Consider the following 24,748-nt stretch of genomic DNA (forward strand, 5'->3'; position numbering starts at 1 on the left):
CGGGCAACAGTCGATTCCGGGTGCGCTGAGGCTGATCTTGCCTGCTGGCTTGCGTCGCTCCGGGCGGCTGATCGCCGCGCCGGCTTCAAGGTCCTCGCCAGCCCTGAGCCAGTGTTCGCCGCCTGGGGCCGCGGCTACCCCGCCGCGGATCGAGGTTGTCTGTCGTTGCCACACCTGCTGTGACGGTTGCAACGCTGACGCCGCGGGCCCACAGCGGTAAACTCCCTCGCCTTTATTCAGGAGTTCCCATGAGTTACTACCAGTCCGGCATCCTCGCTGCCCCCGTTCCATCCCAGGCCCGTCATTTGTTCTTTGCTCTTGAGTCCCTTGAGGCATTGCCCCAGGCCCTCGACCAGTTGCTGGCGCGGGTGGATGGCGCCACGGCGGTGGCGGGTTTTGGCGCCTCGCTGGTCAAGGCCCTGGGTGGCCGGGTGCAAGGGCTCAAGGCGTTCCCGGCACTGACCGGTGTTGGTGTCGACAACCCTTCGACCCAGCATGCGCTGTGGGTCTGGCTGCACGGTGATGATCGCGGCGAGCTGCTGCACCGCAGCAACCAACTGGCGGCGGCCCTGGCCCCGGCCTTGCGCCTGGTGGCGATGAACGAAACCTTCCGCCACAAGACCGGCCATGACCTCACCGGTTACGAAGACGGCACCGAAAACCCTGAGGCTGAAGTCGCCGCGGCCGCCGCACTGGCCGAGGGTGAAGACGGCCTGCGCGGTGGCAGCTTTGCCGCGATCCAGCAGTGGCAGCACGACTTCAAGGGTTTTGCCGCGATGCACCAGCAAGAGCGCGACCACATCATCGGCCGGCGCCTGAGCGACAACGAAGAACTGGACGACGCGCCGGAATCGGCCCACGTCAAGCGCACCGCCCAGGAAAGCTTCACCCCGGAGGCTTTCATGGTGCGCCGTTCGATGCCCTGGATCGAAGGTGAGCAGGGCGGCCTGATGTTCCTCGCCTTCGGTCACAGCCTGAACGCCTTCGAAGTCCAACTGCGACGCATGAGCGGCCTGGAAGACGGCATCGTCGACGGCCTGTACCGCATGAGCCGGCCGCTCACCGGTGGCTATTACTGGTGCCCGCCGCTGCACAACGGCCGGCTCGACCTGCGCGCGCTGCAAGCGGTGAAATGAACACCGAGGCCGGGTCGCTGCGCACCGTGCGCTGGGGCATGATCGGTTGCGGCAGCGTCACCGAGCGCAAGAGCGGCCCGGCCTTCTACAAGGTTCCGGGTTCGGCGCTGGTGGCGGTGATGGGCCGCCGCGCCGAGGCGGTGCGCGACTATGCCCGGCGCCATGGCATCGCCCGCTACTACACCGATGCCCAGGCCCTGATCGACGACCCCGAGGTGGATGCGGTGTACATCGCCACGCCTCCCGACAGCCATTACGCCTACAGCCTGCAAGTGGCCGCCGCCGGCAAGCATTGCTGCGTGGAAAAGCCCATGGCCTTGCATGCCGGGCAGAGCCAGGCCATGCAGCAGGCGTTCCAGCAGGCCGGGCTGCACCTGTTCGTCGCCTATTACCGGCGTTCCCTGCCGCGCTTTGCGCAGGTGCGGCAATGGTTGGCGGATGGACGCATCGGTGAAGTCCGGCACCTGCACTGGAGCCTGAGCAAGCCCGCCTCCGAAGCCGATCGCAGCGGTGCGGCCAACTGGCGTACCGACCCGCGGATTGCCGGTGGCGGTTACTTCGCCGACCTGGCCAGCCATGGCCTGGACCTGTTCCAGTACTTGCTGGGCGATATCGTCGAGGTGGCCGGCATCAGCACCCGTCAGGCCGGGCTGTATGCCGCCGAGGACGCGGTCAGCGCCAGCTGGCGCTTCGCCTGCGGGGCGCTGGGCAGCGGCGCCTGGAACTTCGTCGCCGACCGCCGGCTGGACCGGGTGGAAATCATCGGCAGCCTGGGGCGCATCAGCTTTTCCGTGTTCGACGAGCATCCGCTGCAACTTGAAGCCGAAGAGCCCCTGAGCCTGGTCATCGACCACCCCGAGCACATCCAGTGGCATCACGTGCAGGGCATGAATGCCCATATCCGCGGTGACGCCGTGCACCCGGCCTTGGCCAGCGAAGCGCTGAAGACCGATTGGGTGATGGATCGGATCCTGCAGCGCGGCTGAGCCAGTGGTGCCGCTCTTTCCGGGCTGTTCGCCAGCAAGTCGGCGCGAGGTCTTTCCTTGGAGCTGGCTTGCCGGCGCAGGCGGTCCCGGGACGGGCATCGCCCCGGAGCATTCAAAAGGACTTCTTGACGCTGGCCACCCAGGTGGCGCCGCACAGGTCGCTGAAGCCGTAGTTGCTGGTGCACTGGCTGCGGGACAGATCGGTGCCGATGTAGCTCAGGCCCAGTTCCAGCCCGGCCATGTCCCGGGTCAGTTTGGCCTCCCACTCGCGGTAGCTGTCATCGCTCTGGCCCGAGGCGCGGATCAGTCGTGGGTCCTTGAAGTCCATCTCGCCATAGCGCAGGTGCAGCCCCAGCTCCAGCGGCAATCGGGTCTCGTAGCCGAGGTAGCGGTACAGGGTGCTCTGCTGGCTGTCGATGCCGGGGGCATCGTTGGAGTAATAGGCCGCGAGCTTGACCCCGTAAACGCTGAGGATGCCGTACACCTCGCTCTGGTTGAACTGCGCTTCCCGGGGGTAGCTGTACTTCAGGTAGCCCAGGTCCAGGCTCAGGTCCTGGCTGGCCTGCCACAGCCAGCCGCCGTAGTAGTCGACTTCCTGGCGGGTCTTCAGACCGCCACCGAAGTCGACGTTGGAACTCCAGCTGCCCAGGTACAGGCCGCTGCCATGCAGTAGCGTCACGGCGGCCTGGGCTGCGGGGTCGTTCTGGGTCTGGGAGATGCCGCGGGTGCGGTAGTCGCTGGCCAGGGTCAGTTCCAGTTCCACTGTCAGGTCGTCGGTTAGGGGCAGGGCGTGGCTGGCCGGGGGCAGCAGGCACGCGGCGCCCAGGGTGAGCAGGGTTAGGGGCTTCATGGGGATCCCGTTGTTGTGATTGTTATGGGGGGGAAGCGGGCAAGGCGGCGCCGTGCCCCGGCGTCATCAGAGCGCGGGGCAGGCGTTGCAACGGTGGGCGGAGCTCAGAGCGGGCGGTTATAGACCTCGCGACCGGCGAACCAGGTCTGCAGTACCTGGGTTTCATGCAGGGCCTTTTCGTCCACGGCAAACACGTCGCGGTCGAGGACGATGAAGTCGGCCTGCTTGCCGGCCGTCAGTGAGCCGATCTGCTGTTCCAGGCCCAGGGTGCGTGCGGCATTGAGGGTGTAGGCGTAGAACATGGTTTCGCGATCCAGGCGTTCATCAGCATTGAGCACCCCCAGCGGCCCCTGGCGGGTGATGGCCTGGGCCATGGCGTTCCACGGGTTGGGCGAGGACACCGGCCAGTCGCTGGCGCCGGCGATGGTCGCGCCCTGCTTGAGCAGCGAGTGCGCCGGGTACTGGTAGCGGAACGCCAGGGCGCTGACGTAGGGCTTGATCATGTTCGTGGTGTAGTCGTCGGCCGAAGCCCAGAGCAGTTGCATCGAAGCCACCACGTTGAGCGGCTTGAAACGGGCGAATTCCTTGGGGTTGACCATCTGCAGGTGGGTGATGGAGTGGCTGATGCCGCTCTGACGATCCTGGCGTGCCTGCTCGATGCCGTTCAGCGATTCGCGCACCGCGCGGTCGCCGATGGCGTGGATGTGGACCAGCCAGCCGCGCTGGTCGATGGCACTGACCAACTCGCCGAAGTGCGCCGGGTCGATCAGCAGTTCGCCGGGTTTGTGGGAGTTGTTGTAGGGCTCGATCATCGCCGCGCTCTGGGCCGGGTATTCGATCACCCCGTCGGCGAAGATCTTGATCCCCGGCAGGGTCAGGTTGGGAATGCCCTGGAACTGCTGGCGCACCTTGTCCAGGGTGTCGAGGTCGGCGGGACGGCTACGGGGGTTGGCCACCAGCAGTGCGGCGATGTGGGCGGTCAGCCCGTCGCTTTCGGCCAGGGCCTTGTAGGCCGGCAGCACGCCGACGGAGTGTTCGGTGGGCTTGATGGCGAACACCGCTTCGCCGGGGGCGGCGTTGGCGGCGGGGTCCATCCAGGCGGTAATCCCCAGGCTGTTGTTGTAGTGCAGGGCCGATTGCGCAGCGCGCAGCATCTGCTCCGGGCCCGGCGCCGGCATTTTCGCGGCCACCCGGTCCCAGCCGGCGTCCACCAGGAAACCGTTGGGGCGGCCGTCGGGCAGTTGGCCAATGGTGTTGCGCTCGGCCTCGGGCAGGCTCTTGAGCAGGGCGGCGTCGATTCCGGCGCGCTTTAGCATGAAGTCATTGGCCCAGGCGGTATGGTGATCGCTGCCGGTGAATACCACTGGCACGCCGGCCCATTCACCCTGATTGAAACGCTGGCCCAGAGCCTGGGCCTGGGCCCAGTAGGCCGAGCTCATGCCGGCGATGCTGAGTACGTCGGCATGCCGGGCGCTGCCGTCGTCCCGCCAGGCGCGCAGGCGTTTTTCCAGTTCGTCGAGGCTGACCACTTCGTCCTGCAGGTTGGCGCTGGTCATTTCCAGGCCACCGAAGATCGCATGGGAGTGAGTGTCGATCAGGCCCGGCATCAGGGTCTTGCCCCCCAGGTCGACGACCCGGGTGTGGCTGTCGATCAGTGCCTTGATCTGCGGGTCGCTGCCGGTTCGCAGAATCCTGCCGTTCTCCACCGCCAGGGCCTGGACCTTGGGCTGGGCGCGGTCGGCGGTGAAGATCTGGCCGTTGAGCAGCACCAGGTCGGCAGCGGCCATGGCTTCCAACGAGGCAAAACTCATGGCAGCCAGCAGCAGCGTCGGGGTCAATCTTTTCATTGAACATTTCCTTGTTATTGCGTCTGATCGCCAGATTAGGGGCTGCCCGCAGCGGGCAGAACGGCCGATTCACGAAAAACATTTTTGCCTGGATGGAAAAACCATGGACAAGTGGAGTGCCTTGAAGATGTTCGTGGTCACCGCTCAGTTGGGCAGTTTCAGCCGGGCGGCGGAGCAGTTGGGCAAGACCCCGTCGGCCCTGACCAAGGCGGTCAACCATCTGGAGGCCGAGCTGGGTTCGCGCTTGTTCGAGCGCAGTACCCGGCGCATCGTGCTCACCGAAGTCGGCCGGCTCTACCTGGAGACCGCGCGCCAGGTGCTGCAGCGGCTGGAGGAGGTGGGCGAGGAGGTCGAGCAGTTGCAGCACGGTCTGCGCGGCAACCTCAAGGTCACCGCGCCGCTGGCCTATGGACAGGCGTTTCTCGATCAGGTGTGTGACGGTTTTCTTGAGCAGTACCCGCAGATCAATCTGCAGGTGGACCTGTGCGACGAGTTCGTCAACCTGCTGGAAAGCGGCTACGACCTGGCCCTGCGCGAAGGCCATGACGACCTGCCGGGGCTGATTGCCCGGGTGGTCGGGAGCAACCGCCTGGCCCTGTGCGCCAGCCCGGTCTACCTGGCGCGCAAGGGCCGGCCGGTGAACCCGCAGACCCTGGAAGAGCATGAATGGCTGCTGTATCGCCACCCCTTGCTCAGCCGGGAGTTCTGGTGGGTCGAGCGCGATGGCCAGCGCCTGAGCCTGCCCCAGCCCCAGGCGCCACGCCTGCGCAGTGACAATTACGACCTGCTGCTGGCCAATGCCCTGGCCGGGCGCGGCCTGCTGCACACTCCGCTGTGGAGCGCCGCGCCGTACCTGGCTGACGGGCGTCTGGTGCAGGTCATGGCCGACTATGAGATCGACCCGGACAGCTTCGGTCCGCACATCCTCGCGGTGTACCCCAGCCACCGGCGGGCGACCGCCAAGGTGCAGGCGTTCATCGACTATGTCGGCGGCTTTCTGGCCCGCCACGGACTGGACTGATTGGCGGTTCTTGTCAGATAAATCCGAGAGGAGTACAAATGTACTCCATGACGACTTTATCTCCCCGCCGCAGCGCCATCCTGACCTTTATCCGCGAGCGCATCGCCGATCACGGCCAGCCCCCGAGCCTCGCTGAAATCAGCGAGGCTTTTGGTTTCGCCTCGCGCAGCGTGGCGCGCAAGCATGTGCTGGCGCTGACCCAGGCCGGGTTCATCGAGGTCAACCCGCATCAGGCCCGGGGCATTCGCCTGCTCAACCAGCCACGGCGCCCCGAGCTGCTGGAAATACCGGTGCTGGGGCGGGTCGCCGCCGGTGCGCCGATTGGCGTCGATGCAGAAATCCACGGTCAGTTGTGGCTGGACCCGGGGATGTTCTCCCGCACTCCGGATTACCTGCTGCGGGTCCAGGGCGACTCGATGATCGATGACGGCATTCTCGACGGCGATCTGGTGGCGGTGCGCCGCAGCAGCGAGGTGCGCAACGGCCAGACCGTGATCGCTCGCCTGGATGGCGAGGTGACCATCAAGCGTTTCGAGCGCAAGGGCCAGGGCATCCGCCTGCTGCCGCGCAACCCGGCCTACCAGCCGATCGAGGTCAGCGCCGAGCACGAGCTGTTTATCGAGGGCGTGTTCTGCGGCCTGGTGAGGCCAGGCTGATGGGCGCCGTGGTCGCACTGGATACCCTGTTCAATGGCGGACGGGTATGGAAAGGCCGCCCGGCGGCCGCGCCGGTCAGCCTGCACCCGACGGGGCATGCCGCTCTGGATGCGGTGCTGCCCACGGGCGGTTGGCCGGAGGCTGCGCTGACGGAAATCCTCATCGCCGCCCAGGGCCTGGGCGAGCTGCAGTTGCTGTGGCCGAGCCTGGCGCGGCTGACCGCGGCGGGGGAGCGGGTGGTGTTGGTGGCGCCACCGTTCGTGCCCTATCCCCAGGCCTGGCAGAACGCCGGGGTGGATGTGCGCCAGTTGTCGATCATCCAGGCCGGGGAGCGCGATGCCCTGTGGGCCGCCGAGCAGTGCCTGCGTTCCGGCAGTTGCGGCGCGGTGCTGTGCTGGCCGCGGCAGGTCGACGATCGCGCCCTGCGGCGCCTGCAGGTGGCGGCGGAAAGTGGCCAGACCCTGGCCTTCGCCTATCGGCCCCTGGAGGCTGCGCACAACCCGTCGCCGGCGGCCCTGAGGATCAGCGTGCAGGGCCGCCCTGTGCAGTTGCGGGTGCTCAAGTGCCGGGGCGGGCTGGCCCATCCGGCGCCTATTGCCTGGCCCGCCGGGCACTGAGGTTGGCATGCGCTGGGTGTGTATCCTGTTCCCGCAATTGGCGCTGGACGCGGTGTTGCGTCAGCGCGCCGAACCCGAGGCGCCCCTGGCGCTGCTCAGTGGCACCCCGCAGCGCCGGGTGATCCAGGCGGTGAACGGCGCCGCCCGCGAGCTGGGCCTGCGCCCCGGGCAATCGCTGACTGCCGCCCAGGCCCTGACCAAAGCCTTTGCCAGCGCCGAATACGACCCCCGGCAGATCGAGCACTGGCAGCAGTTTCTCGCCGCCTGGGCCTATGGCTTCAGTTCCCAGGTCAGCGTGGCCTACCCGCGTACCCTGGTGCTGGAGATCGAATCCAGCCTGGGCCTGTTCGGCCCCTGGCCGCAACTGGAGGCGCGGTTGCGCCGAGAGTTGCAGGCCCTGGGCTTTCGCCATCGGATCGTTGCCGCGCCCAATCCGGCGGCGGCCCGGGTCCTGGCCAATGCCTATGACGGCTTGGCGGTGGCCGACGGCGAGGCTTTGCTCCAGGCCCTGGAGTGCATGCCCATCGAGCGTCTGGGGCTGGCCCCGGAGCAGGCCACGGCCCTGTCGCGCATGGGGGTGCGCAGCTTCCAGCAACTGCGGGAGCTGCCCCGGCCCAGCCTGGCCCGGCGTTTTGACGGCCGCTTGCTCAAGCACCTGGATACCCTGCTCGGCGAGCGTCCGCTGGGGCTGGCGTTCTATCAGCCGCCGGACCGTTTCGACCTGCGCATCGAGCTGAATTTCGATGTGCTGTCGCACCAGGCGCTGCTGTTTCCCCTGCGCCGGCTGACCGCCGACCTGGCGGCCTTTCTCTGTGGTCGCGACAGCGGGGTGCAGCGCTTTGCCCTGCACCTGGAACACGCCGAAGGCGCCGACACCCTGATCCCGGTGGGGCTGCTCAGCGCCGAGCGCGACCCGGCGATGCTGTTCGAATTGGCCCGCGGGCGCCTGGAGCAGATCCAGGTGCCGGCGCCGGTGCGCAACCTGCGGCTGGTGGCCGAGGACCTGCCGCTGTTCGTGCCCCGGCACACGGAATTGTTCGATGAGCGCCCGCAGCAGAACCTGCCCTGGGAGCAGTTGCGCGAACGCCTGCGGGCGCGCCTGGGGGATGACGCGGTGCAGGGCCTGGGGTATCGCGCCGATCATCGACCGGAGCGCAGTTGGCAACCCCAGGCCGACCCGCAGCCGTGCCCGGCCAACCCCGGGCTGCGCCGCCCCGGCTGGCTGTTCAGCGAAGTGCAGCCCTTGAACGAAGGCAGCGTGCGGATTCTCATGGGCCCGGAGCGCATCGAGTCCGGCTGGTGGGACGGCGCCGACGTACGCCGCGACTACTATTTGATCGAAACCGCGGCCGGCCAGCAGGGCTGGGCCTATCGTCAGGTGGGCGAACCCGGGCCCTTGCTCCTGCAAGGCTGGTTCGCATGAGCGCTTACGCCGAGCTGCACTGCCTGTCCAACTTCAGTTTCCAGCGCGGCGCCTCCAGTGCCGCCGAGTTGTTCCAGCGCGCCAAGGCCCTGGGCTACCAGGCCCTGGCGATCACCGACGAATGCACCCTGGCGGGAATCGTCCGTGCCTGGCAGGCCTCCCGCGACAGCGGCCTGAAGCTGATCGTCGGCAGCGAAATGCAGGTCGAGGACGGCCCGCGACTGGTGCTGCTGGTGGAGGACCTGGCGGGTTACCAGGGCCTGTGCCGGTTGATCACCCGGGCCCGGCGCCGGGCCGAGAAGGGTAGTTATCGTCTGCTGCGCGAGGACTTCGCCGAGCCCTTGCCGGGGCTGCTGGCCCTGTGGCTGACGGGCGCCGGCGAGCCGCTGGCCCAGGGCCGCTGGTTGCAGCAGGTGTTCGCCGAGCGCCTGTGGCTGGCGCTGGAGCTGCATTGCGGCCAGGACGATGCCCGGCACCTGCAACAGCGGCTGGCCCTGGCCCGGCAACTGGGGCTGCCGGCCGTGGCCTGTGGCGATGTGCACATGCACGTGCGCGGGCGCCGGGCGCTGCAGGACACCATGACCGCGATCCGCCATCACCTGCCGGTGGCCGAGGCCGGGCAACGCCTGTTTGCCAACGGCGAGCGTCACCTGCGCCCCATCGAGGTGCTGCAAGGCCTGTACCCGCAAGTCCTGCTCGACGAATCGCTGGCCATCGCCGGGCGTTGCGTTTTCGACCTCGGCCAACTGCGCTACCAATACCCCCGGGAGCTGGTGCCCGAGGGGCATGACGCCGGGTCCTGGCTGCGGCTGCTGACCCAGCGCGGCATTCTGCGCCGCTGGCCCGCCGGGGCCCGGGTCGAGGTACTGCAGCAGATCGAGCATGAGCTGAAGTTGATCGGCGACCTGGGCTACGAGAGTTATTTCCTCACCGTGCACGACATCGTCGACTTCGCCCGGCGCCAGCACATCCTTTGCCAGGGCCGGGGCTCGGCGGCCAACTCGGTGGTGTGTTTCGTCCTCGGCATCACCGAGATCGACCCGGACCGCTCGACCCTGCTGTTCGAGCGCTTTCTGTCCCGCGAGCGCAACGAGCCGCCGGACATCGACGTCGACTTCGAACACGAGCGCCGCGAAGAGGTGCTGCAGTACGTGTTCCAGCGTTACGGCCGGCACCGCGCGGCGCTGACCGCGGTGGTCAGCACCTACCACGGCGCCGGGGCGGTGCGCGATGTGGCCAAGGCCCTGGGCCTGCCGCCGGATCAGGTCAACGCCCTGGCCGACTGCTGCGGCCACTGGAGCGACACCCCGCCCAGCGTCGAGCGCTTGCAGGAGGTCGGCTTCGACCCCGAGAGCCCGGTGCTGCGCCGGGTCCTGAGCCTGACCGGGCAATTGATCGGCTTTCCCCGGCACTTGTCCCAGCACCCCGGCGGCTTCGTGATTTCCGAGCAGCCCCTGGACCAACTGGTGCCGGTGGAGAACGCGACCATGGCCGAGCGCACGGTGATCCAGTGGGACAAGGACGACCTGGACATGGTCGGCCTGCTCAAGGTGGACATCCTCGCCCTGGGCATGCTCAGCGCCATCCGCCGCTGTTTCGACCTGATCCACGGCTACCGCGGCCAGCGCTACAGCCTCACCAGCATTCCGGCCGAAGACCGCGCCACCTACGAAATGATTGGCCGCGCCGACACCATCGGCGTGTTCCAGATCGAGTCCCGGGCGCAGATGTCGATGTTGCCCCGGCTCAGGCCGCAGAACTTCTACGACCTGGTGATCGAGGTGGCCATCGTCCGCCCCGGGCCGATCCAGGGCGGCATGGTTCATCCCTACCTGCGCCGGCGTAACCGTGAAGAGCCGGAAACCTATCCGTCTCCGGAGCTTGAAGGCGTGCTCAAGCGCACCCTGGGGGTGCCGCTGTTTCAGGAACAGGTGATGCAGATCGCGATTGTCGCCGCCGACTACACCCCCGGCGAGGCCGACCAGTTGCGCCGCTCCATGGCCGCCTGGAAGCGCCACGGCGGCCTGGAACCGCACCGCGAACGGCTGCGCCTGGGCATGCGCAAGAACGGCTACAGCGACGCGTTCGCCGCGCAGATCTTCGAGCAGATCAAGGGCTTTGGCAGCTACGGCTTTCCCGAGTCCCATGCCGCCAGCTTTGCCTTGCTGACCTACGCCAGCTGCTGGCTCAAGTGCCACGAACCGGCGGCCTTCGCCTGCGCCCTGATCAACAGCTGGCCCATGGGTTTCTACAGCCCGGACCAGATCCTCCAGGATGCTCGGCGCCACGGCTTGCAGATTTTGCCGGTGGATGTGAGCGCCAGTGACTGGGACTGCAGCCTGGACGCTGAACAGGGCCAGTCCGGGCAGCCGGCCTTGCGCCTGGGGCTGCGCATGATCAAGGGCTTTCGCCAGGAGGATGGCCTGCGCATCGAAAGCGCCCGCCGGCAGCGGGTCTTTGTCGATATTGCCGACTTGGCCGAGCGGGCCCGGCTGGATGTCCGGGCCCAGGAACTGCTGGCGGATGCCGGAGCCCTGCGGGCGCTGGCCGGGGATCGCTACCGGGCGCGCTGGGAAGTGGCCGGGGTGGAGAAGCAACTGGGGCTGTTCGCCGATCTGCCACGCCAGGAGGAGGCCCCGGTGAACCTGCCTCGGCCGAGTGTCGGCGAGGATCTGCAGGCCGATTACCACAGCCTCGGCACCACCCTGGGGCCCCATCCTCTGGCGCTGCTGCGTGCGCAGCTCAAGGCCCGGCGTTGCCGCAGCTCGCGCGAGCTGCTGGCGGTGGAACACGGGCGTTCGGTGAGCGTGGCCGGGCTGGTCACCGGACGCCAGCGTCCGGGTACCGCCAGCGGAGTGACCTTCGTCACCCTGGAAGACGAGTTCGGCAACGTCAACGTGGTGGTCTGGCGCGATCTGGCCGAGCGCCAGCGCCGGGTGCTGGTGGGCTCGCAGTTGCTCAAGGTCGACGGCACCCTGGAAAGCGAGGGTGAAGTGCGCCACCTGATTGCCGGGCGCCTGACGGACCTGAGCCCGCTGCTGGATGGCATCAGCGTGCGCAGTCGGGATTTTCGCTGAGGGATCAGGCACTTGCCGCAAGGGTCGGAGCGACCGCTGAAGCGGCCAGTCAAGAGAATGACGTCAAGCTTTTTTATTCCTTTTCGCAATGATGGCGTTTTGGCATAATCGCCGCCGATGCTGCCCCCTGCATCAAGTTTCACAACGCCCTGACTGCCCTTGCCCAGCCCGCACAGACCGGGTTTCGGAGCGCGTGCGGCAGGGCGAAAGTGCGTTTAATGGATACTCAAAAAGGAACCTGGAGTGAGATTGATCTCGAAGTTGATGTTGTCCGGCGTAGCACTGGCGGTGCTGGCGGGCATGAGCGGTTGCGCCACTGAAAGCTCCCGCGCCTTGCCGGTGGAAAAGGTCCAGAGCGCCAGCCAGGTGTGGACCGGGGCCCGGGTGCCGATGGCGGTGGGCAAGTTCGATAACCGTTCCAGCTACATGCGCGGGATCTTCTCCGACGGCGTCGACCGCCTCGGCGGCCAGGCCAAGACCATCCTCATCACCCACCTGCAGCAGACCAACCGGTTCAACGTGCTGGATCGCGACAACATGGGCGAGATCCAGCAGGAAGCGGCGCTCAAGGGCCAGGCGCAGAAACTCAAGGGCGCGGATTTCGTGGTCACCGGCGACGTCACCGAGTTCGGCCGCAAGGAAACCGGCGACCGCCAGCTGTTCGGCATTCTCGGCCGCGGCAAGACCCAGGTGGCCTACGCCAAGGTGGCGTTGAACATCGTCAACATCAGCACGTCCGAAGTGGTCTATTCGACCCAGGGCGCTGGCGAGTATGCGCTGTCCAACCGTGAAGTGATCGGCTTCGGCGGCACCGCCTCCTACGACTCGACCCTCAACGGCAAGGTGCTGGACCTGGCCATGCGCGAGGCGGTCAACCGCATGGTCGAGGCCATCGACACTGGCGCCTGGAAACCCGGCCGCTGATCAGCACTGCTAACAGGGAGACGAAGCATGTTCAAGACAATCACCGCGCGGCCACTGCTGGCCGGCGCCTTGCTGGGCAGCGTTTTGCTGGCCGGTTGCAGCGGGCCGAAGACGCTGTACCAGTGGGAAACCTACCAGGCCCAGACCTACGAATACTTCAAGGGCGAGGAAGCCCGCGAGGCCCAGGTCGAGGCGCTGGAGCGCGACCTGCAGAAGATCAAGTCCACCGGCAGGGCGGTACCGCCGGGTTACCACGCGCACCTGGGCATGCTCTACGCGGGCCTGGGCAAGGATGACCAGATGGTGCAGCAGTTCAATACCGAGAAGGCGCTGTTCCCCGAGTCTGCCTCGTACATGGACTTTCTGCTGAAAAACGCCAAGCAGGGAGCTGCCCAATGAACTTCACCACCTTGCGCAACCTCCTGGGCCTGTTGGCCGTCAGCCTGCTGGTGGGCTGCGCCGCGCCCAAGACCGTGGACTACTCGGCCTACAAGCAGGCCCGGCCGAAGTCGATCCTGGTGCTGCCGCCGCTCAATGAATCGCCGGACGTCAAGGCCACCTACAGCATGCTGTCCCAGGTGACCTTTCCCCTGGCCGAAGCCGGTTACTACGTGATGCCGATTGCCGTGGTGGATGAAACCTTCCGCCACAACGGCCTGACCACCCCGGCGGACATCCATGGCCTGTCGCCGGCCAAGCTCAACGAGATCTTCGGCGCCGACGCCGGGCTGTACATCACGGTCAAGGAATACGGCACCAGCTACATGCTGATCAGCAGCCAGACGGTGGTCACCGCCACCGCCACCCTGGTGGACCTGAAGACCGGCACCACCCTGTGGACCGGCAGCGCCCGGGCTTCCAGCGAGGAAGGCAACAACGGCAACAACGGTGGCCTGGTGGGCATGCTGATCACCGCCGCGGTGAAGCAGATCATCAACACCAGCACCGACGCCGGGCACCCGATCGCCGGCATCACCAGCCAGCGCCTGTTGTCGGCCGGGCAACGCACCGGCCTGCTGTACGGTCCGCGCTCGCCGAAATACGGCACCGACTGAGGTCCTGACGGGCGGGCAATCCGCCTGTGGCCGGGAGGGCGCCCGCAGGCGTCCTCCCGGACCGGACGGCATCGCCTATCCTGTTCTTTCAGGTTCGCCCCGGATCGGCTGATCCGGGCCGCGGCAATTTCCGTGAAACCATCGGCAAAGGCTGTGCTCAAAGGCTCTGGAGGCTGCGCTGCAATCTCCTGAAAACCCATGCCGTATCACGTTTTTCGCAGAGTCCGTTCATGCCGTTCTTATCAGATCATCACGGGTGCCAGGGGTGGAAAGGCGAGATGGCCGAACGCATCCGGGCGTTCGACTGGTCCGTCACCAGCCTGGGTGCATTGCGCAACTGGAGCCACAGTCTGCGCAGCACGGTGCAGCTGATGCTCGGCTCGCCGGTGCCGATGGTGATGCTCTGGGGCCCGCTGGGCTACATGATCTACAACGATGCCTACGCGGTATTCGCCGGCGGCCGCCATCCCTATCTGCTGGGCTGTGCGGTGGAGCTGGGGTGGCCGGAAGTGGCCGAGTTCAATCGCGGGGTGATGCACACCTGCCTCAGTGGCGGCACCTTGTCCTATCGCAACAAGGAGCTGGTGCTGCTGCGCAATGGCGAGCCGGAAAGCGTCTGGCTGGACCTCTATTACAGCCCGGTGGCCGGCGACGACCAGGCGCCGGCCGGGGTGATCGCCATCGTCGTGGAAACCACCGGCCATGTGATTTCCGAACAGCGCCGGCAGGCCGCCGAGGACAACCTGCGGCAGATGGCGCGCAGTCTCGAACAGCGGGTGCTGGAGGAGGTCAACGCGCGCATGGCCGCCGAAGAGCAACTGCGCCAGTCACAGAAGCTCGAGGCCATTGGCGGCCTCACCGGCGGTGTGGCCCATGACTTCAACAACCTGTTGCAGGTGATCGCCGGCAACCTGCACCTGCTGGCCCGGCACGAGCCGGACAACGGCAATGTGCAGCGCCGCACCCGTGCCGCGCTGACGGCGGTGGAGCGGGGAGCCAAGCTGTCGGCCCAGTTGCTGGCCTTCGCCCGGCGCCAGCCGCTGTCACCGGCGTTGTACGATCCCCGGGAACTGGATCAGGGGTTGGCTGAACTGCTGCGACGGGCACTGGGGGAAACCATTCGCCTGCAGGTGCAACTGCCCGCCGAGCCCTGGTGCATCCATGTGGATCGCAACCAGCTGGAGAATGCCGTGCTCAACCTGGCGATCAACGCCCGGGATGCCATGGCCGGCGAGGGCACCATCGGCATCAGCGTGGAGAATCTGCTGCTGGACCGAAGGTTCTGCGCCGGCACGGACCTGAGCCCCGGCCAGTACCTGCGGCTGACGGTGGCCGACAGCGGTGGCGGCATGTCCGCCGAGGTACTGAAGCAGGCCTTCGAGCCGTTCTTCACCACCAAGACCGACGGCCATGGCACTGGCCTGGGGCTGAGCATGGTGTTCGGCTTCGTCAAGCAGAGCGGTGGCCATATCGAGATTCTCAGCCGTCCGGGGCAGGGCACCAGGGTGCAGATGTACTTTGCCCGCAGCGCCGCTCGGCCCGCCTTGTCGGCCGCCGGCCCGGTGCCCCGGGCGAGCGCGGGCCAGGAGCGGATCCTGGTGGTGGAGGACGACACCGATGTGCGTGGCGCCGCGGTGGAGATGCTCAAGCACGAGGGCTATCAGGTGTGCTCCGCGGCCAGCGGCGATGCCGCCATGCAACTGCTGGCGCAGGGGCTGGTGGTCGATCTGATCTTCACCGACGTGGTGATGCCCGGGCAGATCAAGAGCACCGACCTGGCCACCTGGGCCAGGACCCAGGCGCCGCCGGTCGCGGTGCTGTTCACCTCGGGGCATACCCGGGACATGATCTCGCGCAATCATCAGCTCAGCCCGGATACCCACCTGCTGAGCAAGCCCTACGCCCCCGAGGACCTGAGCGCCATGGTGCGCTCGTTGCTGGGGGGCTGAGCCGATTCAGACAGCCGCACCAGGGCCAGCCCCGGGGTGGGTTTGCGTCCCTTCCGATGTCCAACTGCAGGCAGGTTCATGACTTCTTCGTCCCATGTCCCCCGTGATGCCCTGGCGAGCACGCCACCTTCTGAGCGCGACGGTTTTGTCCGGGTGCGCGGCGCCCGCGAGCACAACCTGAAGAATGTCGACGTGGACATTCCCCGGGATGCCCTGGTGGTGTTTTGCGGGGTGTCCGGCTCGGGCAAGTCGTCCCTGGCGTTTTCCACCCTGTATGCCGAGGCTCAGCGGCGCTATTTCGAGTCGGTGGCGCCCTATGCCCGGCGCCTGATCGATCAGGTCGGGGTGCCGGACGTCGATCGCATCGACGGTCTGCCGCCGGCAGTGGCCCTGCAACAGCAGCGCGGCACGCCGAGCACGCGCTCCTCGGTGGGCAGCGTGACCACCTTGTCCAGCCTGGTGCGCATGCTCTATTCCCGGGCCGGCAGCTACCCACCGGGGCAGCCGATGCTCTATGCCGAGGACTTTTCACCGAACACCCCCCAAGGGGCGTGTCCGGAGTGCCACGGTTTGGGCCGGGTCTATGCCGTCGATGAAGCGAGCATGGTCCCCGATCCTTCGCTGACCATCCGCCAGCGCGCCGTGGCCGCCTGGCCGCTGGCCTGGCAGGGGCAGAACCTGCGGGACATCCTGGTGACCCTGGGCTACGACGTCGACATTCCCTGGCGCGAACTGCCGAAAAAGCAGCGTGAGTGGATTCTCTTCACCGAGGAAACCCCCACGGTGCCGGTGTACGCCGGGCTGACCCCGGAGCAGACCCGCGAGGCCCTCAAGCGCAAACAGGAGCCGAGCTACATGGGCACCTTCAGCGGCGCCCGGCGCTATGTGCTGCACACCTTCACCCACACCATGAGCGCGCTGATGAAAAAGCGCGTGGCGCAGTTCATGCGCGGCAGCCCGTGCCCACAGTGCGAGGGCAAGCGGCTCAAGCGCGAAGCCCTGGCGGTGACCTTTGCCGGGCTGGATATCGGCGAGCTGGCGCGCCTGCCGTTGCTGCAACTGGCCGAGGTGCTGCGGCCGGTGGCGGCCGCGGCTTATCTGGAGCAGGCCGCCGCCGATGAGTCGGTGCCGAACCATGCCCAGACCCGTGCCGCGCGCCAGCCGCGGCATGTCCAGGGCGCACCGCAGGTGCGGCGCACGCCCAACCTGTCCCCGGAGAAACGCCTGGCCGCGCAACGCATCGCCCAGGACCTGCTGGAGCGGGTCGGCACCCTGACCGACCTGGGACTGGGCTACCTGGCCCTGGAGCGCAGCACGCCGAGCCTGTCCAGCGGCGAATTGCAGCGCCTGCGCCTGGCGACCCAGTTGGGCTCGCAGTTGTTCGGGGTGATCTACGTGCTGGACGAGCCTTCGGCGGGCCTGCATCCGGCGGATGCCGAAGCGCTGTTCCAGGCCTTGCAACGGCTCAAGGCTGCTGGCAACTCGCTGTTCGTGGTGGAGCATGACCTGCAGACCCTGCGCCGTGCCGACTGGCTGGTGGACGTGGGGCCGGCCGCCGGGGAGCGCGGTGGCCAGGTGCTGTACAGCGGGCCGCCGGCGGGGCTGGCGGCGGTCATGGCCTCACCGACCCGGGCCTATCTGTTCGCCGAGCGGGCCCCGACCCGGCGCACCCCGCGCCAGCCCCGGGGCTGGCTGCGCCTGGAGGGTGTCAGCCGCAACAACCTCAAGGACCTGGATGCCGCCTTCCCCCTGGGTTGCTTCACCGCGGTGACCGGGGTGTCCGGCTCCGGCAAGTCCAGCCTGGTGAGTCAGGCCCTGCTGGAGCTGGTGGGGGCCCATCTGGGCAAGGTGGGCGGCGGCGAGGAGGCGCCGGAGCTGGACCTGGAAGACGACGCGCCGCCGAGCAGTGGCGGTCGGGTCAGTGCCGGCCTGGAGCAGATCAAGCGCCTGGTGCAGGTGGACCAGAAGCCCATCGGCCGTACTCCGCGCTCCAATCTGGCGACCTACACCGGGTTGTTCGATCAGGTGCGCAAGCTGTTTGCCGCCACCCCCGAGGCCCGGGAGCGCGGCTTTGACGCCGGGCAGTTTTCCTTCAACGTGGCCAAGGGCCGTTGCCCGGCCTGCGAGGGCGAAGGCTTTGTCAGCGTCGAGCTGCTGTTCATGCCCAGCGTCTTCGCCCCATGCCCTACTTGTCATGGGGCCCGTTACCACCCCGAGACTCTGGCCGTGACCTGGCAGGGCCTGAACATCGCCCAGGTGCTGCAGCTGAGTGTCGAGCAGGCCTTGCCGGTGTTCGCCGAGCAAGCGGGCATTCGCCGCGCCCTGCAAGTGCTGCGCGACATCGGCCTGGATTACCTGCGTCTGGGGCAGCCGGCCACCGAGCTGTCCGGCGGTGAGGCCCAGCGCATCAAGCTGGCCACCGAACTGCAGCGCAATGCCCGGGGCGCGACCTTGTACGTGCTCGACGAACCCACCACCGGCCTGCATCCGCAGGACGTGGACCGTTTGCTTGCCCAGTTGGACAAGCTGGTGGAGGCGGGGCACAGCGTGGTGGTGGTCGAGCATGACATGCGCCTGGTGGCCCAGGCCGACTGGGTCATGGACATCGGCCCGGGCGCGGGGGACCAGGGCGGCACCCTGGTGGCCTGTGGCACGCCGGAGCATGTGGCTCGGCAGCGCGACAGCCGTACCGCGGCGTTTCTGGCCCAGGCCCTGGCCGGGCATTGATCCAGGGCAGGGCGGGCGACGAACGGTTACCGCTGGTCTGATTAACGGTCGACAGACCCGGGGCGCCAAGGCCATTCTGATCTCCGGCAGGGGCGTCACCACGCCCTTGCTGCCATCAACCACGGAGGTGTTCCATGCCGGTGACCCACGACCTTTACCAGGACCTGAGCTGCAGTAAGGAAGACATTCAGAAACGTCGGGCCAGTGACCCCCATCTGAATGCGCTGTTCGACAAATACAACATCATCGACGATCAGGTGCTCAAGGCCGAAGCGGCGGCTGCTGCCGACGACGAACTGAAGAAACTCAAGGAAAAGCGCCTGCTGATCAAGGACGAAATCTCCGAGAAACTCACCGCCGGTTCCTGACCTTCCCCCTGTGACGAGGGCGCTTGCTGTAGCAAGAAGGCTTGCTGCGGCAAAGACGCTTGTTGTGGCAAGGAAGCCTGCTGTAGCGAGGGAACCTGCTTGTGGCCCGGGAGCTTGCTTGTGGCGAGGGAGCTTGCTCCCGCTGGGCGGCGTAGCCGCCCTAAAACACCCGCCACACACCTCCAACAAGGCGCGGCGCATCAACTCCCTCCACCCTCAAGGTGCCAGCGCCTCCTGCAACGACAGCCGTGCCATGTGCCTGGCCGTCAGCGACCCCAGGTACAGCGCATCGCCGTATTCGCGCACCGTGGTGATCGGCGAGTAGTTGCCACTGCTGGCGTCCTGCAGGTTGGCGATCACCCGGCCCTGGGTATCCAGGCCCAGTACAAAGCCGCGTTTCTCCACCGGCTTGGGCAATACCGTCATCGCCCGCACCAGCATCTTGCGCACGAAGGGGTAGGGCGCCGTGCCGTCGAGCAACGGGTTGCGTGGTGCATACAGGGCCACCCAGAAACGCCCGGCGCCATTGAAGCTCAAGTTGTCCGGCAGCCCCGGCAGGTTGTCGATGAACAGATCGTGCTGGCCGGCCTGCTCGCCCTTGAGCCAGTAGCGACTGATGCGGTAGGCGCCGGTTTCGTTGACCAGCACATAGGCCTCGTCCGGCCCCAGGGCGACGCCGTTGGCGAACTCCAGGCGCTCCAGCAGGACTTCGGTCTGGCCACTCTGGAAGTCGTAGCGCAACAGACGCCCGTCGGCGCCGTGCTCGATCACCGCCTCGCCGTCATGGCCGTAGCCCCAGCGGCTACTGGCGTCGCTGAAGTAGGCGTAGCGCCCGGCGGCGTCCACCGTCACATCGTCGGTAAAGCCGAACTTCAGGCCGTTGGCTTCGCTGCTCAGGGTCTGCAATTGGCCCTGGCTGTCCAGGGCCAGCAGGCCCTTGATGGCGTCGGCGATGATCAGGCGTCCGTCCGGGTGCCGGGCCAGCCCCAGGGGGCGGCCGCCGGTGTTGACCAGTACCTTGAGGGTGCTGCCGTCGAGGTGGGTCTGGATCACCCGGCCGTCATGCAGGCCGCTGATCAGCTGGTCCTGTTCCAGGAGCAGGGCTTCGGGGCCGTCGATATCCCGGGTGCCCACCGGTTGCAGGGCCTTGAGCTTGTGGTTCTGGGCATAGGTGCCCTGGCTCAGGGAGGGCGCGGGGGCCGGGTTCCAGGCCACCGGCTGGACCCGGGTCGGCCACAGCAGCAAGAAAGCCAGGATCGCCAGCAGCACCAGCAGGACAATCCGTGCCGCGCTGAAACGTCGAGGGGCGATGTGATTCATGCAATGACTCCTGTCGGGGGCGGCTTCAGACCGGGTGGTCTGGCGCCGGGGCGGGCGGCAGTGGTATGGCGTGCTGGGCCGTTTCGCACAATGCCAGCAATGAGGCGGCGGATTCTCGCTCAATCCGCCGCTTGAATAACAGCTGATTGCCCAGGCGCATCAGCAGCGGCTGGAAGCGATATTCCAGGGTGCGGATAAAGCGCGTGCGTTGGGCCGCCAGCGCCTGGCACTCATAGCTCAGGCGCAGCTCCAGGCCATGCTCGCCCCGGGCGCTGGCGCGCCAGCGCTGCCCCGGCAGGTACTCCTCGACCCGCCAGCTGAGGTGGCCGCGGCGCCCGCCGGCATGGATGTCTTCCTCGAAACCCTGCCCGGCGGACAACGGGCCCTCGGCGCCCAGCACCTGCAACGAGGACGGATGCCATTGCGGCCAGCAGCGTGGACTGGCGGCGTAGGCCAGGGTGGCCTCGGCGCTGCGCGGGATATCGACCTGGTGCTGCAGGCGGGTCATGGGGCCGTCCGCTGGCGACTCTTCGGGCTGCCAGTACAGGGTGCCGAACAGCCAGTCCATCAGCGGCAGGACAATATTGAAATTGCGCTCCTGCATCAGCTCGCGGCGGTGATGCAGCTCGTGCAGGCGGCGCATCTGCCGCACCCAGGGCAGGCGCGCCAGAGGGTGGCTGGCGGGCAAGTGCTCGCAGGCATGGAAGACTTCGTAGGCCAGGTAGCCGATCAAGGTGCAGCTGGCGAACAGCGCCGCCACGTTGCTGTTCCACAGGCGCAGCAAGGCCCACAGCGGCAGGGCGAAAAGCAGGCTGTGGACCACGATCAGCCAGGCCGGAAACAGGATCACCCGCCAGTCCTTGCGACCCTCATAGGTCATTTGCCCGGGGGCGAAAAAACTGTGGTGGTCGCCGCTATGGCGGGCATAGAACAGCCGCGCAAAGCGCTGCTTGTGATGCCCCAGCCAACGGTGCACCAGGTAGATGCACAGGTTGAAGAACAGCAGCGCCAGGGGCACCGCCAGCCATTCCAGAGGCTGTACCTGGCGCAGGGTGCTGTACAGCAGAGCGATGCACAGCAGGCCATAGCCCAGGACAAAACCGCCATGCAGCCAGGGGTTGTAGCGCGGACTGACCGCGGCTCGATACTGCTCGCGAAAGTGTTCGATGGTGTCTCGCACGACGCTGTTCCTGTTGTTGTTTTTGTCGCCAGCAGCGTAGTCGTCGACCCTTTATCCGGCCAATGGGCAGGGGGCAATGGGCAAAAATCACAGGGCAAAAAAAGCGATCGCCGTGCACAATCCCGGCCTTTTACGCTCGTCAGGGATTGCTCGATGACTGAGGTTCGTTACCCGCGTTTCAAGGTGTTCATGATCTTTATCCTGTGCCCCCTGGTGCCGGGGTTTGTCGCGGGGCTGATCAATAGCGTGCTGCTGGTGGCGCATATCGCCACTCATCCACGGCTGATCGGCGAGGTGCATGGCGCCGAGATCCTGCTGATGCCGTTGCTGACGCCGCTGGTGGCGGTCCTGGGGTTTTTCCTGCCGTTGTTCGGCCTGGCGCTGGGGGTGTCGCTGCTCAAGGTCAGGCGCTCGGCGCGCAGCTGCAACGCCCTGGCGCTGCTGGGCGCCGCGCTTGCCACCGGCTGGGTGTCGCTGTTTATCCATGAGGTGGTCACGCACAGCGAAAGGGCTCGCTATGAGGGCTACTGGCTGGGGTTGTTTGTGGTGTTCCTGGCCGCCTTCGTCACCTGTTGGTCGACGGCGCGGTTGTTTCTGCCAAAAAAATCGAGGGCGCCTCATCAGTAACTGCGCCGGGCCGGGGTTGGTCACAGCAGGTCCATCTCCTTGGCGATGGTGGCCAGTTCGATGGTGGTGCGCACCCCGAGCTTCTTCAGCACATTGATCTTGTGTCCGCTGATGGTCTTGTTGCTCAGGTTGAGCTTGCTGGCGATTTCCAGGTTGCTGTAGCCGCTGGCCAGCAATTGCAGGATCACCAGTTCCTTGTTGGTCAGGTTGTTCAGTACGTCATTGGCGGCGTGGCCGATTCCCCGGTACATCTCCAATACCTCCCTGGGGAAATACAGATAGCCGTCGGCCAGGGCATTCAGGCCCTTGACCAGTTCCTGCAGGCCGGCGCTCTTGCTGATGAAGCCCATGGCGCCGGCCTGCAGGCAACGCACGCCGTAGGTGCTGGCGCGATTGGCGGTGAACACCAGGGTCTTGACCTCCAGGTTGTCCATGGCAATGCGTTGCAGGACCGAGAGCCCGTCCAGGTTGTCCAGGCTGATGTCCAGCAGCATGTAGTCGGGGCGCAGCTTGTGAATCTTCTCCAGCGCGTCGAAGCCGTCGGAGGATTCGCCGATCGGCTGGTAGCCATGTTCTTCAAGTAGCTCGGCGACGGCGGCGCAGATGATCGGGTGGTCGTCGACGATCAGTACACGTTTGTTTTTCATGGGGCCCTCGGAAGACACGCAAGTGAGAGCAGGTGGTTTTCGTTGCGAAAAATGGGTCACTCGACGGTCACTGTCTTTGTGGTGGAGGTCATAGCCTTATGACTTGCTGCAGAGTGCCGGGCCGGGAAAAGCGGCGGCATAACCCCGGGGAAGTGAAGGCTGTGCAAGCGGCGCCAGCATGTTAGTTCAGAAAAACCGGCTATGGATTCGTGCAAGAAAGGCCTTGTCGTTTTCCAAGAAGCTTCTTGCCAGCGCTTTCGCGCTGTCCTTGAGGTTGGTTCTCAAGTGGGAGATTTACGCAGCTTCACCTGCCGCTCAAGGACCGAGGGCAGGTGATTGGCGTTGGATTGGAGGCCTGCTTGCGGGAGCGGGCAGCGGCTTACGGCGCCTTCAGCAGCACATAGGCTTCACCGCCACGACGATCGTGCATGAGGATGAAGGTCTGCCCGTCGAGGGTGATCTTGGTCGGCACGCTCTGTGCCAGCGGGGTGCTGGAGAATTTGCCGGCCATGCTCAGAAACTGCTGGGTCAGCGAGCTGTCGTTCTGGCTCGGGGTGGTGATCGCGCATTCCTTGCCGGCCTGGACCTGGACCCCCAGGGTCTGGTCCTCGTTCATGCCCATCTTGGCGAAGCCTGCATCGGTGAGTTCAAGAATGCCATGGGACCGGGCGGCGGTTTCGGCACCGGCGAAGGACGGTGCGGATTTCAGGCAGATATCGCGAAAGGCCAGGATGCCGGCGGAGGTGATGGTGGGTTCCTGCCGGATTTCCCGGGTCACGCTGGAACAGGCGCTGAGCAGCGCCAGAGCGGCGAGAAGTGAGGCTAGGGAGGTGGTGCGGGGCAGAATGTTCATGGAGATTCCTTGCGAACGGGCCGGCCAGGGCGCGGGGAATGGAGCCTGCCGAATGAGGCGTCGGCGCTCTAGCAGGTTAGGCAGGGGCACCGTGCAGATCAATCTTTTGTGTGACAACCGCGCGGCCAGGACCGATGGGCGAAGGGCTGGCGCAGTAATTGCGTGCTTGCTGGGTCCGTTCAGCGAGGGGGGCCTGTAGCCATGCAATTACGAGCGTTGCGTTACTTCCATGAGGTGGCCCGGTGCGCCTCCCTGCGTCAGGCGGCCGAGCGCCTGTACGTGACTCCCACCGCCGTGAGCCGGCAGATCGAGCAGCTGGAGCACTTTTTCGGCAGCGCGCTGATCGAGCGCGGCCCGCGGGGCATCCGCCTGACGGTGGAAGGCGAGTGCCTGGCCGAGCAGGTCAGCTCGACCTTGCGCGGCTTCGATCAGGTGCGCGATGTGATTGCCAGTCGCCAGAGCCAGGTGGCGGGCAGCGTCAGCATCCATGTGTCGGAAAGTATCGTTTCCAGTGTGCTGGCGCCGGTGCTCGCGGCGTTCAACCGGGCTCATCCGAAAGTCACCTTCAACATTGTCATCGCCAGTGCCGGCGCCACCCTGGATGCCCTGTGCAGTGGCGAGGCCGACCTCGGGCTGGCCTTCTACCTGCCGGAACGGGCCGAGGTGGAAGTGACCGCCCATTGCCAACTGTGGCATCGGGTGCTGGTCAGCGCCGAACATCCCTTTGCCCAGTGCCCGAGCATTCGCCTGGCGGACCTGGAGGGCCAGCCCCTGGCCATTCCCGATTCGGCCTACGGCGTGCGCCAGGCCCTGGAAGGTGCGGCGAAAAAACGTGGGGTGAGCATTCTGCCGGTGTTCACCACCAGCTCCCTGGAGGTGCAGAAAAGCCTGGCGCGTCAGCGCGCGGCGGTGCTGATCCTGCCCCAGGTGGATGCCGAGGCCCGGGACCTGGGGGATGGGCTGGTGGCGGTGCCGATCGATGATGAACACCTGGAGCGGATCCGCGTCGACCTGTGCGTAGTGCGCAACCGGCCATTGTCGGTGGCCACGTTGAAATGCCAGGAAATGCTCGCCCGCACCATGCAACGCCATAGCGTGGCGTAGGAGCGGGCTTGCCCGCGAAGGCGTCCGCCAAGGCGATGCATGGCTAGCGGGCCTCTTCGCCGGCAAGCCGGCTCCTACGGGGTTTTGCGCGATGCTGGAGTCTGGCGTGGGAGCGGGCTTGCCCGCGAAGGCGTCCGCCAAGGCGATGCAAGGCTGGCGGGCCTCTTCGCCGGCAAGCCGGCTCCTGCGGGGTTTTGCGCGATGCTGGAGTCTGGCGTAGGAGCGGGCTTGCCCGCGAAGGCGTCCGCCAAGGCGATGCAAGGCTGGCGGGCCTCTTCGCCGGCAAGCCGGCTCCTACGGGGTTTTGCGCGATGCTGGAGTCTGGCGTGGGAGCGGGCTTGCCCGCGAAGGCGTCCGCCAAGGCGATGCAAGGCTGGCGGG

Annotated in this window: 21 protein-coding genes; 15 read left to right on the top strand and 6 right to left on the bottom strand. The window is 66.6% G+C overall.

Going from position 1 to position 24,748, the window contains the following annotated elements; all coding sequences use genetic code 11:
* Positions 1-248 precede the first annotated feature (248 nt).
* Together BLV47_RS11640 and BLV47_RS11645 are read left to right on the top strand one after the other, a co-directional pair.
* The gene (locus BLV47_RS11640) at positions 249-1,136 is read left to right on the top strand and encodes a Dyp-type peroxidase (RefSeq protein WP_092313577.1); all 888 of its coding nucleotides are present in this window, start codon (positions 249-251) and stop codon (positions 1,134-1,136) included.
* A 17-nt stretch (positions 1,137-1,153) separates the two neighbouring features.
* A complete protein-coding gene (locus tag BLV47_RS11645) occupies positions 1,154-2,122 on the top strand; it encodes a Gfo/Idh/MocA family protein (protein ID WP_092317182.1) in 969 nt (322 codons plus the stop codon).
* A gap of 112 nt (positions 2,123-2,234) precedes the next feature.
* Here BLV47_RS11645 and BLV47_RS11650 read toward each other — a convergent pair whose 3' ends face one another.
* Together BLV47_RS11650 and BLV47_RS11655 are read right to left on the bottom strand one after the other, a co-directional pair.
* Positions 2,235-2,972: a TorF family putative porin gene (locus BLV47_RS11650; RefSeq protein WP_092313580.1), complete on the bottom strand. Its 738-nt coding sequence runs from the start codon at positions 2,970-2,972 to the stop codon at positions 2,235-2,237.
* A gap of 104 nt (positions 2,973-3,076) precedes the next feature.
* Positions 3,077-4,819, bottom strand: coding sequence for an amidohydrolase (locus BLV47_RS11655; protein WP_092313583.1), 1,743 nt, complete (start codon positions 4,817-4,819; stop codon positions 3,077-3,079).
* A gap of 103 nt (positions 4,820-4,922) precedes the next feature.
* Here BLV47_RS11655 and BLV47_RS11660 point away from each other — a divergent pair, with 103 nt between their 5' ends.
* The 11 genes from BLV47_RS11660 to BLV47_RS11710 all read left to right on the top strand — a co-directional run bounded on the left by BLV47_RS11660 (position 4,923) and on the right by BLV47_RS11710 (position 18,636).
* Positions 4,923-5,840, top strand: a complete 918-nt coding sequence (locus BLV47_RS11660; RefSeq protein ID WP_092313586.1) for a LysR family transcriptional regulator — start codon at positions 4,923-4,925, stop codon at positions 5,838-5,840.
* Between the two features lie 38 nt (positions 5,841-5,878).
* Positions 5,879-6,496, top strand: a complete 618-nt coding sequence (gene lexA, locus BLV47_RS11665; RefSeq protein ID WP_092313589.1) for a transcriptional repressor LexA — start codon at positions 5,879-5,881, stop codon at positions 6,494-6,496.
* Positions 6,496-7,113: a translesion DNA synthesis-associated protein ImuA gene (gene imuA, locus BLV47_RS11670; RefSeq protein WP_092313592.1), complete on the top strand. Its 618-nt coding sequence runs from the start codon at positions 6,496-6,498 to the stop codon at positions 7,111-7,113. The genes lexA and imuA overlap by 1 nt, the downstream gene beginning before the upstream one ends.
* A 7-nt stretch (positions 7,114-7,120) precedes the next feature.
* A complete protein-coding gene (locus BLV47_RS11675; RefSeq protein ID WP_092313595.1) occupies positions 7,121-8,536 on the top strand; it encodes a Y-family DNA polymerase in 1,416 nt (471 codons plus the stop codon).
* On the top strand, positions 8,533-11,613 hold the full coding sequence (locus tag BLV47_RS11680; protein WP_092313598.1) for an error-prone DNA polymerase: 3,081 nt from the start codon (positions 8,533-8,535) through the stop codon (positions 11,611-11,613). Before BLV47_RS11675 ends, BLV47_RS11680 begins: the two co-directional genes overlap by 4 nt.
* A gap of 264 nt (positions 11,614-11,877) precedes the next feature.
* On the top strand, positions 11,878-12,537 hold the full coding sequence (locus BLV47_RS11685) for a CsgG/HfaB family protein (protein WP_167365693.1): 660 nt from the start codon (positions 11,878-11,880) through the stop codon (positions 12,535-12,537).
* Between the two features lie 27 nt (positions 12,538-12,564).
* Positions 12,565-12,936 carry a DUF4810 domain-containing protein gene (locus BLV47_RS11690; protein ID WP_092313604.1) on the top strand — a complete coding sequence of 124 codons (372 nt, stop codon included), beginning with the start codon at positions 12,565-12,567 and terminating at the stop codon, positions 12,934-12,936.
* Positions 12,933-13,592 (top strand): DUF799 domain-containing protein, encoded by a 660-nt coding sequence (locus BLV47_RS11695; protein WP_092313607.1) that lies wholly within the window; start codon positions 12,933-12,935, stop codon positions 13,590-13,592. The genes BLV47_RS11690 and BLV47_RS11695 overlap by 4 nt, the downstream gene beginning before the upstream one ends.
* A gap of 230 nt (positions 13,593-13,822) precedes the next feature.
* The gene (locus BLV47_RS11700; RefSeq protein ID WP_092313610.1) at positions 13,823-15,541 is read left to right on the top strand and encodes an ATP-binding protein; all 1,719 of its coding nucleotides are present in this window, start codon (positions 13,823-13,825) and stop codon (positions 15,539-15,541) included.
* Between the two features lie 78 nt (positions 15,542-15,619).
* Positions 15,620-18,268 (top strand): ATP-binding cassette domain-containing protein, encoded by a 2,649-nt coding sequence (locus tag BLV47_RS11705; protein ID WP_092313613.1) that lies wholly within the window; start codon positions 15,620-15,622, stop codon positions 18,266-18,268.
* Between the two features lie 134 nt (positions 18,269-18,402).
* Positions 18,403-18,636, top strand: a complete 234-nt coding sequence (locus BLV47_RS11710) for a DUF465 domain-containing protein (RefSeq protein WP_016965577.1) — start codon at positions 18,403-18,405, stop codon at positions 18,634-18,636.
* Positions 18,637-18,852: 216 nt separating this feature from the next.
* Here BLV47_RS11710 and BLV47_RS11715 read toward each other — a convergent pair whose 3' ends face one another.
* Both BLV47_RS11715 and BLV47_RS11720 read right to left on the bottom strand, forming a co-directional pair.
* Positions 18,853-19,956 (bottom strand): SMP-30/gluconolactonase/LRE family protein, encoded by a 1,104-nt coding sequence (locus BLV47_RS11715; protein ID WP_092313616.1) that lies wholly within the window; start codon positions 19,954-19,956, stop codon positions 18,853-18,855.
* Between the two features lie 25 nt (positions 19,957-19,981).
* Positions 19,982-21,136 (bottom strand): sterol desaturase family protein, encoded by a 1,155-nt coding sequence (locus tag BLV47_RS11720; protein WP_092313619.1) that lies wholly within the window; start codon positions 21,134-21,136, stop codon positions 19,982-19,984.
* Positions 21,137-21,289: 153 nt separating this feature from the next.
* Between BLV47_RS11720 and BLV47_RS11725 the strand changes: the two genes are divergently transcribed.
* Positions 21,290-21,763: a hypothetical protein gene (locus BLV47_RS11725; protein WP_092313622.1), complete on the top strand. Its 474-nt coding sequence runs from the start codon at positions 21,290-21,292 to the stop codon at positions 21,761-21,763.
* A gap of 20 nt (positions 21,764-21,783) precedes the next feature.
* Here BLV47_RS11725 and BLV47_RS11730 read toward each other — a convergent pair whose 3' ends face one another.
* Together BLV47_RS11730 and BLV47_RS11735 are read right to left on the bottom strand one after the other, a co-directional pair.
* Positions 21,784-22,410, bottom strand: coding sequence for a response regulator transcription factor (locus BLV47_RS11730; RefSeq protein WP_092313625.1), 627 nt, complete (start codon positions 22,408-22,410; stop codon positions 21,784-21,786).
* 379 nt (positions 22,411-22,789) lie between these two features.
* A complete protein-coding gene (locus tag BLV47_RS11735) occupies positions 22,790-23,263 on the bottom strand; it encodes a hypothetical protein (protein ID WP_092313628.1) in 474 nt (157 codons plus the stop codon).
* A 201-nt stretch (positions 23,264-23,464) separates the two neighbouring features.
* Between BLV47_RS11735 and BLV47_RS11740 the strand changes: the two genes are divergently transcribed.
* Positions 23,465-24,367, top strand: coding sequence for a LysR family transcriptional regulator (locus tag BLV47_RS11740; protein ID WP_092313631.1), 903 nt, complete (start codon positions 23,465-23,467; stop codon positions 24,365-24,367).
* Positions 24,368-24,748: the final 381 nt, after the last annotated feature.

Source organism: Pseudomonas saponiphila (genome assembly GCF_900105185.1).
GTDB lineage: Bacteria > Pseudomonadota > Gammaproteobacteria > Pseudomonadales > Pseudomonadaceae > Aquipseudomonas > Aquipseudomonas saponiphila.